General features: G+C 73.4%; 8 protein-coding genes. 2 read left to right on the forward strand and 6 right to left on the reverse strand.

Going from position 1 to position 13,450, the window contains the following annotated elements; all coding sequences use genetic code 11:
• Positions 1–188: 188 nt before the first annotated feature.
• Positions 189–3,077, reverse strand: a complete 2,889-nt coding sequence (locus RDV89_RS03030) for an FAD-binding and (Fe-S)-binding domain-containing protein (protein ID WP_315731188.1) — start codon at positions 3,075–3,077, stop codon at positions 189–191.
• Positions 3,078–3,253: 176 nt separating this feature from the next.
• Between RDV89_RS03030 and RDV89_RS03035 the strand changes: the two genes are divergently transcribed.
• A complete protein-coding gene (locus tag RDV89_RS03035) occupies positions 3,254–3,958 on the forward strand; it encodes a hypothetical protein (protein WP_315731190.1) in 705 nt (234 codons plus the stop codon).
• 38 nt (positions 3,959–3,996) lie between these two features.
• On the opposite strand, the gene RDV89_RS03040 is transcribed toward RDV89_RS03035, so the two are convergent.
• Together RDV89_RS03040 and RDV89_RS03045 are read right to left on the reverse strand one after the other, a co-directional pair.
• Positions 3,997–5,319 carry a hydroxyacid-oxoacid transhydrogenase gene (locus RDV89_RS03040; RefSeq protein WP_315731192.1) on the reverse strand — a complete coding sequence of 441 codons (1,323 nt, stop codon included), beginning with the start codon at positions 5,317–5,319 and terminating at the stop codon, positions 3,997–3,999.
• Between the two features lie 18 nt (positions 5,320–5,337).
• Complete coding sequence (locus RDV89_RS03045; protein WP_315731193.1) at positions 5,338–6,237, reverse strand: NUDIX domain-containing protein; 900 nt, start codon at positions 6,235–6,237, stop codon at positions 5,338–5,340.
• Between the two features lie 76 nt (positions 6,238–6,313).
• On the opposite strand from RDV89_RS03045, the gene RDV89_RS03050 reads away from it, so the two are divergent.
• A complete protein-coding gene (locus RDV89_RS03050; protein ID WP_315731194.1) occupies positions 6,314–7,381 on the forward strand; it encodes an acyltransferase family protein in 1,068 nt (355 codons plus the stop codon).
• Here RDV89_RS03050 and RDV89_RS03055 read toward each other — a convergent pair.
• The 3 genes from RDV89_RS03055 to RDV89_RS03065 form a co-directional block, all read right to left on the reverse strand.
• Positions 7,266–8,087 (reverse strand): lysophospholipid acyltransferase family protein, encoded by an 822-nt coding sequence (locus RDV89_RS03055; protein WP_315731195.1) that lies wholly within the window; start codon positions 8,085–8,087, stop codon positions 7,266–7,268. The genes RDV89_RS03050 and RDV89_RS03055 overlap by 116 nt on opposite strands.
• A 1-nt stretch (position 8,088) precedes the next feature.
• Complete coding sequence (locus RDV89_RS03060) at positions 8,089–9,354, reverse strand: geranylgeranyl reductase family protein (protein ID WP_315731522.1); 1,266 nt, start codon at positions 9,352–9,354, stop codon at positions 8,089–8,091.
• Between the two features lie 99 nt (positions 9,355–9,453).
• The gene (locus RDV89_RS03065) at positions 9,454–13,350 is read right to left on the reverse strand and encodes a DNA-directed RNA polymerase subunit beta' (RefSeq protein ID WP_315731196.1); all 3,897 of its coding nucleotides are present in this window, start codon (positions 13,348–13,350) and stop codon (positions 9,454–9,456) included.
• Positions 13,351–13,450: the final 100 nt, after the last annotated feature.

Raw genomic sequence — 13,450 nt, forward strand, 5'->3', positions numbered from 1 at the left:
GTGCCGGGAAAACGCGGACCGCCCACGAGAGAACGCGGACGCCGACCCGCCCACGACGACGGTCCGTCCGCGTTTTCTCCGCCCCGGTCCGCGTTTTCTCGACGCCGACGCCGACGGCGCGGGGGTGGCGCGGGGGTGGCGGGGGGTGGGCCGGCCGGGGCCGGGTCCGCCCCGCGAGGGGCGCGGCGTCAGACCCGGGAGGCGAGGAGCTCGGCGAGGTGCAGCGCGGGCACGTCGGCGAGGTCGTCGAGCTGGATCTTGCAGCTCATGCCGTCGGCCAGCACGACGGTCGAGGGGTCGCGCTCGCGCGCCGCGCGTACCGCCGGCAGCAGCTGGGTCTCGGCCACGGCGACGGAGACCTCGTAGTGACCCTTCTCGACGCCGAAGTTGCCGGCCAGGCCGCAGCAGCCGCCGACACGGGTGACGACCGCGCCCATCGACTTGAGCAGGCGCTCGTCTGCCTCCCAGCCGAGGATCGAGGCCTGGTGGCAGTGCGGCTGGGCGACCACGGTCGTGCCCGTCAGGTCGGGCAGGGTGACGCGGCCGTCCGCGGTCAGGCGGGCCAAGAGCTCGCCGAACGTGAGCACCCCGTCCGCGACGGCCGCGGCCTCGGGCGCGTCGCTCAGCTCGACGAGGTCGGAGCGGAGCGCGGCGGTGCAGGACGGCTCGATGCCGACGACGGGCACGCCGGAGGCGACGTACGGCGCCAGCGTCGCCGCCGTCCGCCCGGCGATGCGGCGCGCGGTGTCGAGCTGGCCCGTGGTGATCCAGGTCAGGCCGCAGCAGGCGCGCTCGTCGATGACGCGCACCCGCAGGCCCTGCGACTCCAGGAACCGGATCGCGGCGAGACCGGAGCCCGGCAGGAAGTGGTTGGTGAACGAGTCGGCCCAGATCCACACGTCGGGCTGCTCGGTGCTCGCGCGCAGCGTGCCCGCGGCGTCGCTCGAGCGCGCCGAGCGACGCAGGGTGCGCGAGGCGAACGACGGGAGGCTGCGGCGCTGGTCGACGCCGGCCACCGCACGCGCGACCCGGGCGATCGGCCCCGCCTTGAGCGAGGTGTTGGCCAGGCCGGCGACCGGCGACGTGAGCCGCGCCCACATCGGCAGGCGCCCGAGCACGTAGTGGCTGCGCGGGCGGCGCTTGCCCGAGTACGTCTGGTGCAGCGCCTCCGACTTGTAGGTCGCCATGTCGATGCCGGTCGGGCAGTCGTTGGCGCAGCCCTTGCAGGACAGGCACAGGTCGAGCGCCTCGTGCACGGCCGGGTCGGCGAGACCGTCGACGAGCTCGCCGGACAGGGCCTCCTGCAGCACGCGGGCACGACCGCGGGTCGCGTCCTTCTCGTTGCGCGTCGCCGCGTACGACGGGCACATCACGCCGCTGCCCGTGCCGGCGCCGCCACCGACGAGGCACTTGCCGACGCCCGTGCAGCGGTGCACGGCGTCGCCCATCGAGCCGCCGTCGTGCACGAAGTTCAGCATCGGCAGCGGCTCGCGGTGCCGCCCCGCGCTGGCCCGCAGGTCGGCGTCGAGGGGGGCGGGGTCGGTGATGTTGCCGGGGTTGAGCACCCCGAGCGGGTCGCAGATCGACTTGGCCTGCGCGAACAGGTCGATCGCGGTCTGGTCGTACATCGTGTGCAGCAGCTCGGAGCGCGCGCGGCCGTCGCCGTGCTCGCCGGACAGCGAGCCGCCGTACGTCGCGAGCGTGGCCGCCGCGGCCTCCATGAACCCGCGGAACACCGCCCGGCCCTCGTCGAGCGAGGCCGCGCCGTCGACCAGCGGGAAGTCGATGCGCACGTGCACGCAGCCGTCGCCGAAGTGGCCGTAGGGCACCCCGTCGAGGCCGAACTCGCGCAGCAGGCCGTCGAAGTCGCGCAGCCAGGAGCCCAGGTGGGCGGGCGGCACGGCCGCGTCCTCCCAGCCCGAGTACGCCGGCCGGCTCAGCGAGCGGCTGGCCAGACCGGCGCCGTCCTCGCGGATCCGCCACAGCGCGGCGGCCTCGGCCGGGTCCAGCACGATCCGGGCGTCGAGGGCCTGGGCGTCGGCGACGACGCGGGCCAGGACCGCCTCGGTCTCGGCGAGCGTCTCGCCGGTCACCTCGGCGAGCAGCCAGCCCGAGCCCTTCGGCAGGTCCGGCACGGCCTTCCCGGCGCCGCGCACCAGGTCGACGATCCGGGCGTCGAGGCCCTCGCAGGCCACGAGCGGGTGGGCCAGCAGGGCCGGGACGGCGTCGGCGGCCTCGGCCATCGACGCGTACCCCAGCACCGCGAGCGTGCGCGCCGGCGCGTCGCGCACCAGCCGCACCGTCGCCTGCGTGATCACGCCGAGGGTGCCCTCGGAGCCGGTCAGGAAGCGGTCGACGCGGCGGCCGTTCTCCGGCAGGAGGTGCTCGAGCGAGTAGCCGGAGACCTGGCGCCCGAAGCGGCCGAACTGGGTGCGGATGGTCGCGAGGTTGCCCGCCGCGAGCCGGTCGAGCGCGGCGACGGCGCCCTCGCCGGGACCGACCGCCCCGGCGTCGCTCAGCGCGAGCGACTCCCCCGTGCCGAGGACCACGGCGAGGCCCTCGACGTTGTCGACCATGCGGCCGTAGCCGAGCGCGCGGGAGCCGCACGCGTTGTTGCCGATCATCCCGCCGATCGTGCAGCGGGTGTGGGTCGAGGGGTCGGGGCCGAAGCGCCAGCCGACCGCGGTCGCGGCCTTCTGCAGCACGGCGTGCACCGTGCCGGGCTCGACGACCGCCGTGCCGGCCTCGGCGTCGACCGCGACCACCTTGTTCAGGTGCTTGAGCGTGTCGACCACCAGACCGGGACCGACCGCATTGCCGGCGATCGAGGTGCCGGCGCCCCGCATCGTGAGGGGCACCCGCAGCTCGCGGGCGACGTCCACGATCGCGGCGAGCTCGTCGGCGTGCCGCGGCCGCGCGACGGCCTGCGGCACCACCCGGTACAGCGACGCGTCCGTCGAGTACGCCGCCCGGGTCACGACCGCGTCGTCCACGTCGTCCACGCCGCGGCGCTGCAGCGCAGCGACCAGGTCCCGCGCCACCGCGCCCTCGGCGCCCACGTCGTCCAGCACACTCACCTCTCCATTGTGGAGCCCCGCACCGACACCCCGACGCGCAGGCTCCCCTTCGTCCACACCTCGGTACGCCCGCGCGGTCGCGGTGTGCGGCGCACCACACGGCCCGGGCGACGGTGGTCGGTGCGCGTACGGGGTACCGGCGTCGACCCGACGCCCACCGACCCCGGAGGTCCCCCGTGCCCCAGCTCGTCCCGCCCGTCGTGACCGCCCTTCCCCGCGCGGCCGCACGCGCCGCCGGCGAGGGGCTGGCCGGCGTCACCCGTGCCGTCGCCGCGCTGCGTCCCGGCGCGAAGCCGCTGCACCCGGCCGGCACCGTCGTGCGCGGCCGCCTCACGCGCCACGGTGCGAGCGACGGCGCGCCGCCGACCGGCGTCGACCTGCTGGACCGTCCCGGCGAGGGCGAGGTGGTCGTGCGCCTCTCGCGTGCGGTCGGCCTGCCGCACCCCGTGCCCGACGTCTGGGGCCTCGCGCTGCGGCTGCAGCACGAGGGCGAGACCGGCGACCTGCTGCTCGCGAGCACCGGTTGGCGCGGCCCGCTGCGCCACGTGCTCGTGCCCCGCTGGGAGGGCTCGGACCGGCCGCTCACAACCCTGCTGCCCTACCGGACGCCGACGGGTCCGGTGCTCATCGGCGCCCGCTCGACGGACCAGCAGGAGGACGGCGCCGTGCAGCGCTGGACCCTGTCGTGGGCCCGCGGCCTCGGTCCCTGGCACGCGTTCGCGGACCTGGAGATCGAGCACCCGGTCGGCGACGCGCTGGACGGCGAGGACGAGGAGATCGAGTTCGACCCGGTGCTGCACCAGGTGTCGGGCCTGCGGCAGTACCCCACCGTGCGGCGCCTGCGCCGCCCGGCGTACCGCACCGCGCAGCGCACGCACTGACCCGCCGGGCGGGCGGGGCCCCCGCGGGCCCCGCTCGGTCACCAGTGCTCGAGCGAGCCCCGGAAGACGACGGCCAGGTCCTCGGTGGTGATGTCGCGCGGCGCGGTGGCGAGCAGCCGCTGCTGCGCCCACGCCCCCTCCACGAGACCGTCGACGTCGCCCTCGCCGAACCCGACGGCCGAGAGACCGTTGGGGATGCCGATGTCGCGCATCAGCGTGGCCACCACGGCGGGCAGCAGGTCGGGGCCCTCCTCGGCCGCGACCGCGCCGTGCGGGTCGAGCAGCTGCGCCGCCCGCAGGTGACGGGTCGGCGAGGCGTCGAACGTCAGCCGGAACGCCTCGGGGGCCGTCAGCGAGACCGCCATGCCGTGCGGCACCAGCGGGCCGTCGCCGCCCTCGTAGGCCGGGTAGTCCTCGGCGCGGAACTCGCGGGCACGCCCGGCGATCGGGTACGCGCAGGCGTGCGGCACGTGCACGCCCGCGTTGCCGAAGCCGAGACCGGCGAAGGTCGCGGCCATCGCCATCTGCTCGCGCACGCCGCGCGCCGACTCCGGGTCCTCGCCGCTGCGCGCGGCGGTGACGGCGCCGCGGAAGGCACCGGCCAGCAGGCTCAGCGCCTTCTCGCACCACACGTCGGAGATCGGGTTCGAGCCGTTGTAGGGCACCCGCTGCTCGGGCTTCTTCGCAGCGTTCTCGCCGAACCAGCGGGCCGTGTAGCTCTCGAGGGCGTGGCAGAGGATGTCCATGCCGGCGCTCGCGGTCACCATGGCCGGCTGCGACAGCGTCAGGTCCGGGTCGACGACGGCGAGCGAGGGACGCAGGCGGGCGTGGCTGATGCCCGTCTTGACCTCCAGCGAGAGCACGTCGAGCACGCAGATGGTCGTGGACTCGGCGCCGGTGCCCGTCGTGGTCGGCACGGCGACCAACGGCAGCAGCGGGTGCGCGGGCGCTCGACCGCCGCCGACGGGGGCGTTCACGTAGTCCATCAGCTCGCCGGGGTTGGTGAGCAGCAGGTCGACCGCCTTGGCGGTGTCGATGGCCGAGCCACCGCCGACGGCGACCACGGCGTCGAACGGCCCCTCGGCGCGACCGAAGTCGATCGCCTCGGCCATCGAGGCGTCGGTCGGCTCGACCCGGGCGCGGTCGAAGACGACGACCTCGGCGCCCGTCGCCTCGGTGACCTGCTGCGCGATCCGGGCCGGGTGGCCCGTGGCGGCCACGCCGGGGTCGGTGACGAGCAGGACGCGGCGCGGGGGCGCGGCGAGCAGCTGGGCGAGGTCGTGACCGATCTCGGCGGAGGCGCCGGCGCCGAACTTCAGCGACGGGGCGGCGTAGGTGAAGACGGTCTCACGGGCGCTCATGGCGCTGACGCTATCGGGTCACAGACCGAGCGCGTACCGGACCGTCTCCCGCACGTCGAGGACCCCGTCCAGCACGTCCGCCACCGGCACCCAGGCCGCGGCGTCGGTCGTGCCGTCGAGCTCGACCACGTGGGGCTCGACGTCGGCGAGCGGGCGGGCGGCGTACAGCAGGTGCACGCCGTGGAAGTCCTCGACCGCGCCGTGCGGGGCCGTGCCGACGAAGTGGGTGTCGTGCACGCCCAGGACGTTGCCGACCTCGACCTCGACGCCCGTCTCCTCGCGCACCTCGCGGGCCACCGCGAGCGCCGGCGGCTCGCCGTGCTCGACGCCCCCGCCGGGCAGCGTCCAGCTGCCCGGGTGCGGTCCACGCGCCGAGTTGCGGGTCAGGAGCACCTCGTCGGCGCCCGCCGCGGGGTCCTCGGCGTGGCCGCGGCGCACGACCGCGTACGCCGCCACCCGCTGCCGCCGGGGCGGCGAGGCGTCCGCGAGCGCCTCCAGCACCATCGGCACGACGGGCACGACGCCGGCGTGGACGTCCGCGAGCGGCACCCAGGCGGCCTCCATGGTCGACCCGTCGACCTCGACGACCCGCGGCTCGGGCGAGTCGGTGGGCACGTGGCCGGAGTAGACGATGCGCAGGGCGTGCGCGTCGACGCGACGACCCTCGCGCCACGCCCCGGGCAGGTGCGCGGAGTAGACCCGGGCCTCGTCACCGACGCTCGCGCGCAGCCCGGTCTCCTCGTAGACCTCCCGCACGACCGCGTCGCGCGGGTCCTCGCCGTGGTCGAGGCCGCCGCCGGGCAGCGTCCAGAGCTCGTCCTTGGTGACCCGCGCGGCGAGCCGCGAGAGCAGGATCGCGCCGTCGCGCACGATCACCGCGTAGGCGGCGACGCGTTGGCGGCGGGGCAGGGAGCTCACCGTCCCAACCTAACGCGGGCCTGCGGGGCTCCCGCGTGAGGTCCGCCGGGTTGAACGGCGTGCCTACTTTCGTGGGATGGCCTCTCGACGTGATCCGTGGCTGGACAACGCCAAGGCGCTGCTGATCACCGCCGTGGTGGCGGGTCACGTGCTGGCGGTCCTGCCCGGCGACCACGCGCTGCGCGACCACCTCTACGACGCGGTCTACGTGGTGCACATGCCGGCGTTCATCCTGGTCAGCGGCTACCTCTCGCAGCGGTTCCGCTGGTCGAGGCGGCACCTGACCTCGCTCGTGACCACGCTCGTCGTGCCCTACGTGGTGTTCACGCTGGTCCTGCACGGGATGTACCTCGCGCACGTCGGCGAGAACACGGAGGAGCCGATCCTCCTCGACCCCTTCTGGGCGCTGTGGTTCCTCGCCGCGCTCACGCTGTGGCGCCTGGCCTCGCCGGTGCTGCGCTCCAGCGTCATCATGGTGCCGCTGTCCGTCGCCGTCTCGCTGCTGTCCCCGACCTTCGACTCCACCCCCGAGCTCGCGCTGACCCGGGCGCTGCAGTTCCTGCCGTACTTCGTCATCGGTCTGCACGCCCGCGCCGAGTGGCTCGAGCAGCTCAAGCGCCCTGCCGCCCGCGTGCTCGGCGTGCTGGCCCTGGTCGCGATCTGGGTCGTCACCGCCGACCTCGACAGCTGGGCGAGCACGACCTGGCTGTTCAGCAACCACAGCTACGACGCCCTCGGCGCCGACACCTCCACCGGCATCCTGACGCGCTCGTTCCTGCTGGTCTGCTCGCTGGCCGGCTCCCTGGCCGTGCTGTCGCTGACGCCGACCGCGCGCGGCTGGTGGACCGGCGTCGGCGTGCAGTCGATGACCGTCTACCTCGGCCACACCGTCGTGGTGCAGGCGCTGGAGTACGACGGCGCCCTCGACGCCCTGCCCCCGGGCCAGGCGACCCGGGCGGGGCTGGTCGTGAGCCTGCTCGTAGTGGCCGCCCTCGCCGCTCCCCCGGTCGTGCGTCCGCTGCGCTGGCTCACCGATCCGGTGGGGGCGACGAAGGACCTGCGGGCGGCCCTGCGGCAGGGCCCCAGGTCGGCCGCACGGCCCGTCGAGGCACCACGTCCAGATCGCGAGCCTGCTCGCGCGTGAGCGCGTGCCCACCCAGGTGGGCGGGGTGCCACGGCGCGTGCTCCCCGGGGCGCGGTCGGTGGTGCGGGCGCTGCTGCAGCTCCTCGAGCAGCGCCGTCAGCCGGTGGCCGAGCTCGACGGTCACCTCGGTCAGGTCGGCCTGCGGGCCCACCGTGAACGGGGCGTCGAGCCGGATGTCGACCACGCGCCCGTGGCGGCTCCAGTCCGGTCCGGGCTCCGTGCCCCAGGGCGTACGCCCCACCGTCCAGATCCGCTGCGCCCCCCACATCGCCGCCGGCACCACCGGGGCGCCCGTCTCCCGGGCGAGCGCGGCGGCGCCGCGCATCAGCGAACGCACCGTGTAGCTGTAGGAGATCCCCGCCTCCGGGAAGATGCCGACGACCTCGCCCTCGCGCAGCAGCCGCCGGGCCCGCAGGTACGCCGCCGCCGGGGCGTCCCGGTCGACCGGGACGTGCTGCATCCGGTCCAGCAGCCCGCCGGCCGGCGTGTCCCAGATCGGCTCGCGGCACAGGAACCGCGGCAGCCGGCCGCGCTCGACGGCCGGCACACCGAGGAAGAGGAAGTCCAGGTAGGACGCGTGGGTGGACACGACGATCGCGGGACCCTCGGCGGGCACGTGCTCGGCGCCCTCGGTGCGCACGTCGAGACGCAGGAAGCGGAAGGCGGCGCGGGACGCTCGGATGGTCGCGCCGTAGAGCAGGCTCACGTCAGGAGAACGGTGGCCGGGCGTCGCGCGCTACGGACAGCCGGCCGGCCGCACGCCACGCCCGGGCCGCGAGGTCCCGGTCGGAGTCGTCGACGAGGTTGCCCATCCAGCGCAGCGCCAGCGTCATGCCCAGGCGTGAACGCATCCCGACCGGCCCGAGGCGGGCGAGCAGGCCCGGCACGGTGACCAGGCCGGCCAGCCGACGGGCGACGGAGAACGACTCCCCGTAGTGCCCCACCAGCGTCGAGCGCCAGGGCGCCTCCAGGTCGCCGTCGCCCCGCGCCAGCAGGTCGGCCACCAGGCGTCCGGTCTCGAGGCCGTAGTCGATGCCCTCGCCGTTGAGCGGGTTCACGCACGCGGCCGCGTCGCCGATCAGTGCCCAGTTCGGCCCCGACACCCCGCTGACCGCACCGCCCATCGGCAGCAGCGCCGACGTCGGCATCCGCAGCTCCTCGCCCAGGCCGAAGCTCTCGCGCAGGTCGTCGGCGTAGAGCTTCATCAAGGGTCGGATCGCCACGTCCGCGGGACGCTTCGCCGTCGCCAGGGTGCCCGCGCCGAGGTTCACCTCGCCGTCGCCGAGCGGGAAGATCCAGCCGTAGCCGGACAGCACCTGGTCGTTCTCGTCGCGCAGCTCGAGGTGCGAGCTGATCCACGGGTCGTCGGACTGCGTCGAGCTGACGTAGCTGCGGCCCGCGACGCCGTAGACGGTGTCGCGGTGCCACGTGCGGCCGAGCTGCTTGCCCAGCGGCGAGCGGACGCCGTCGGCGACGACGAGACGGCGGCACGCGATCTCGTGCTGCTCCGTGGTGCCGTCCGGCATCGAGCGCTGCACCACGACCGCGGTGACGCGGCCCCGCTCGCCCTCGGCCCGGCGTACGCCCACGGCGCGGGCGCCGTCGACGGCCGTGGCGCCCGCCTTCACCGCGGTGGTGCGCAGGTGGTCGTCGAGCTCCGTGCGCGGCACGGCGGAGCCCCAGTTGGGGAGGTTCCCGCCGGGCCACGGCAGCAGGAGCCGCTGGCCGAAGCCGTGGGCCCGCAGCCCGATGTTGACGGTGCGGCTGCGCAGCCAGTCCTCGAGCCCGAGGCTCGTCAGCTCGGCGACCGCGCGGGGCGTCAGGCCGTCGCCGCAGGTCTTGTCGCGCGGGAAGACCGCCGCGTCGAGGAGCAGGGTGTCGAGCCCGTGCCGGGCCGACCAGGCGGCGGCGGCCGAGCCGGCCGGGCCGGCGCCCACGACCAGCACGTCGGTCGCCGCGGGAACCGTCTGCATCACCACCGGCCCATCCTCCCACGGGGGTCCCCGGACGCGGACCGGCCCGCCCCCGCAGCAGCGGGGACGGGCCGGTCTCGGTGGGACGCGGTGCTTCGCTCAGCCCTGGTAGGAGCCGAAGTCGAAGTCGTCCAGGGCGACGGCCTGGCCGCCACCCGTGTTGCCGAACTCGTAGTCGTACGAGTCGTAGCCCTGCACGGAGTACGCCGCGGCGCGGGCCTCCTCGGTGGGCTCGACCCGGACGTTGCGGTACCGCTCGAGGCCGGTGCCCGCCGGGATCAGCTTTCCGATGATCACGTTCTCCTTCAGGCCACGCAGGCTGTCGGAGCGGCCGTTGATCGCGGCGTCCGTGAGCACCCGGGTGGTCTCCTGGAAGGAGGCCGCCGAGAGCCACGACTCGGTCGCGAGCGAGGCCTTCGTGATGCCCATCAGCACCGGACGACCCGAGGCGGGCTTGCCGCTCTCGGAGACCACGCGGCGGTTCTCCGACTCGAACCGCACGCGGTCGACGAGGTCGGAGGGCAGCAGGTGGGTGTCGCCCGACTCGATGACCGTCACGCGACGCAGCATCTGCCGCACGATGATCTCGATGTGCTTGTCGTGGATCGCCACGCCCTGGCTGCGGTACACGCGCTGGACCTCGTCCACCAGGTGCTTCTGCGCCGCCCGGACACCCAGGATGCGCAGGACGTCCTGCGGGTCCTCGGTGCCGACCGTCAGCTTCTCGCCGACCTCGACGTGGTCGCCGTCCGCCACGAGCAGGCGCAGACGCTTCGAGACCGGGTACTCCTGCTCCTCCGAGCCGTCGTCCGGGGTCACGATGACGGTGCGGGCCTTGTCCGTGTCCTCGACACGGACGCGACCGGCCGCCTCCGCGATCGGCGAGCGACCCTTCGGGGAGCGGGCCTCGAAGAGCTCGACGACGCGGGGCAGACCCTGCGTGATGTCGTCGGCCGACGCCACACCACCGGTGTGGAAGGTACGCATCGTCAGCTGCGTGCCGGGCTCGCCGATCGACTGGGCGGCGATGATGCCGACCGCCTCGCCGATGTCCACGAGCTTGCCGGTCGCCAGCGAGCGGCCGTAGCACTTGGCGCACGTGCCGGTCGCCGCCTCGCAGGTCAGGACCGAGCGGACCTTGACCTCCTCGATGCCGGCCTCCACGAGCTCCGCGATCTTCACGTCGCCCAGGTCGCCGCCCGCCTCGACCAGCGTCTCGCCGGACTCGGGGTGCGTGACCTCGGTGGCCGCCGAGCGGGCGTACGCCGCCGTCTCGACGTTCTCCGCCTTGCGCACGACGCCGTCCTCGCCACGCTCGCCGATCTGCTTGGGCAGACCACGCTCGGTGCCGCAGTCGTCCTCGCGGATGATCACGTCCTGCGAGACGTCCACCAGACGACGCGTGAGGTAGCCCGAGTCGGCCGTCCGCAGGGCGGTGTCGGCCAGACCCTTGCGGGCACCGTGCGTCGCGATGAAGTACTCCAGGACCGTGAGGCCCTCGCGGAAGTTCGACTTGATCGGGCGCGGGATGATCTCGCCCTTCGGGTTCGCCACGAGGCCACGCATGGCCGCGACCTGCCGGATCTGGTTCATGTTTCCGGAGGCACCCGAGTCCACCATCATGTAGATCGGGTTGGTGCGGTCGAAGTTCTTCTCCATCGCGAGCCCGACCTCGTTGGCCGCCTCGGTCCAGATCTCGATGAGCTCCTGGCGACGCTCGTCGTCGGTGATCAGACCGCGCTCGTACTGCTTCTGGATCTTCTCCGCGCGCGACTCCGAGCCCTTGAGGATCTCGGCCTTGGCCGCGTCCGGGGTCGTCACGTCGTCGATCGAGACCGTGACGCCCGAGCGGGTCGCCCAGTGGAAGCCCGTGTCCTTCAGGGCGTCCAGCGAGGCGGCCACCTCGACCTTGGTGTAGCGCTCGGCGAGGTCGTTGACGATCGCGCCCAGCTGCTTCTTGCCCACCTCGTAGTTCACGAAGGGGTAGTCGGCGGGGAGCGTGTCGTTGAAGTACGCACGGCCCAGCGTCGTGGTCAGGAGCGCCGGCTGACCCGGCTCCCAGCCCTCGATCTCCTCGCCCACGGGCGGCACGACGTCCTCGAAGCGGATCGACACCTTGCTCTGCAGGGTGATCTCACCGCGGTCGAACGCCATGATCGCCTCGGCCGGGGAGCGGAACGCGCGGCCCTCGCCGGGCTCGCCCTCACGGTCGGTCGTCAGCCAGAACAGGCCGATGATCATGTCCTGCGACGGCATCGTCACGGGACGGCCGTCGGAGGGCTTGAGGATGTTGTTCGTCGACAGCATGAGGATCCGGGCCTCCGCCTGCGCCTCGGCGCTCAGCGGGAGGTGGACGGCCATCTGGTCACCGTCGAAGTCGGCGTTGAACGCGCCGCAGACGAGCGGGTGGATCTGGATGGCCTTGCCCTCGATCAGCTGCGGCTCGAAGGCCTGGATGCCGAGGCGGTGCAGGGTGGGGGCACGGTTGAGCAGCACGGGGTGCTCGGTGATGACCTCCTCCAGCACGTCCCACACGACCGCGTAGCGCACACCGGAGGTGGCGCGCTCGACCATGCGCTTGGCCGACTTGATGTTCTGCGCGTGCGACAGGTCGACGAGGCGCTTCATCACGAACGGCTTGAACAGCTCCAGCGCCATCTGCTTGGGCAGACCGCACTGGTGCAGCTTCAGCTGCGGGCCGGAGACGATGACCGAACGACCCGAGTAGTCGACGCGCTTGCCGAGCAGGTTCTGGCGGAAACGACCCTGCTTGCCCTTGAGCATGTCGGAGATCGACTTCAGCGGCCGGTTGCCCGGGCCGGTGACGGGACGACCACGGCGGCCGTTGTCGAACAGCGAGTCGACGGCCTCCTGGAGCATCCGCTTCTCGTTGTTGACGATGATCTCCGGCGCGCCCAGGTCGAGCAGCCGCTTGAGGCGGTTGTTCCGGTTGATCACGCGGCGGTACAGGTCGTTGAGGTCGGACGTCGCGAAGCGACCACCGTCGAGCTGCACCATCGGGCGCAGCTCCGGCGGGATCACCGGGACGGCGTCCAGCACCATGCCGACCGGACGGTTGCCCGTCTTGCGGAAGGCGTCGACGACCTTGAGGCGCTTGAGCGCGCGGACCTTCTTGGCGCCCTTGCCGTTGGCGATGACGTCGCGGAGGTTCTCGACCTCGGCCTCGATGTCGAAGTCCTGGAGGCGCTTCTGGATCGCCGCGGCGCCCATGTAGCCCTCGAAGTACTTGCCGAACCACGACTTCATCTCGCGGTAGAGCATCTCGTCGCCCATGAGGTCCTGGACCTTCAGGTTCTTGAAGGTGTCCCAGACCTCGGAGATGCGGTCGATCTCGCGCTGCGCGCGGTCGCGCAGCTGCTTCATCTCCCGCTCGGCGCCGTCGCGCACCTTGCGCTTGGCGTCGGACTTGGCGCCCTCCGCCTCGAGCGCGGCGAGGTCCTCCTCGAGCTTCTTCGCGCGGTCCTCGACCGAGGTGTCGCGACGCTTCTCGAGCAGCTCGCGCTGCTGGCCGATCTTCGCCTCGAGCGAGGACAGGTCGCGGTGACGCGCCTCCTCGTCGACCGAGGTGATCATGTAGGCGGCGAAGTAGATGACCTTCTCGAGGTCCTTCGGCGCCAGGTCGAGCAGGTAGCCAAGGCGGCTCGGCACACCCTTGAAGTACCAGATGTGCGTGACCGGGGCGGCCAGCTCGATGTGGCCCATGCGCTCGCGGCGCACCTTGGACCGGGTCACCTCGACGCCGCAGCGCTCGCAGATGATGCCCTTGAAGCGCACGCGCTTGTACTTGCCGCAGTAGCACTCCCAGTCCCGGGTGGGACCGAAGATCTTCTCGCAGAAGAGGCCGTCACGCTCGGGCTTGAGCGTGCGGTAGTTGATGGTCTCGGGCTTCTTGACCTCGCCCTTGCTCCATCCGCGGATGTCGTCCGCGCCGGCCAGACCGATCTGGAGCTGGTCGAAGAAGTTCACGTCGAGCACGGTGAATGTGTTCCTTCGTTGGTTAGGTAACGCGATTCAGAACGGGACCGAGGGACCGGGCGGCCGCGCCGACGTCGTGTCGGCGACGGCGCAGCCGCCC

The sequence above is a fragment of the Nocardioides imazamoxiresistens genome (assembly GCF_032378595.1).
GTDB lineage: Bacteria > Actinomycetota > Actinomycetes > Propionibacteriales > Nocardioidaceae > Nocardioides > Nocardioides imazamoxiresistens.

Coding starts and splice junctions, on each gene's coding strand:
- RDV89_RS03040 (WP_315731192.1), bottom strand. CDS start 5,319: ATGAGCGCCCGTGAGACCGTCTTCACCTACGCCGCCCCGTCGCTGAAG.
- RDV89_RS03060 (WP_315731522.1), bottom strand. CDS start 9,354: ATGCAGACGGTTCCCGCGGCGACCGACGTGCTGGTCGTGGGCGCCGGC.
- RDV89_RS03050 (WP_315731194.1), top strand. CDS start 6,314: ATGGCCTCTCGACGTGATCCGTGGCTGGACAACGCCAAGGCGCTGCTG.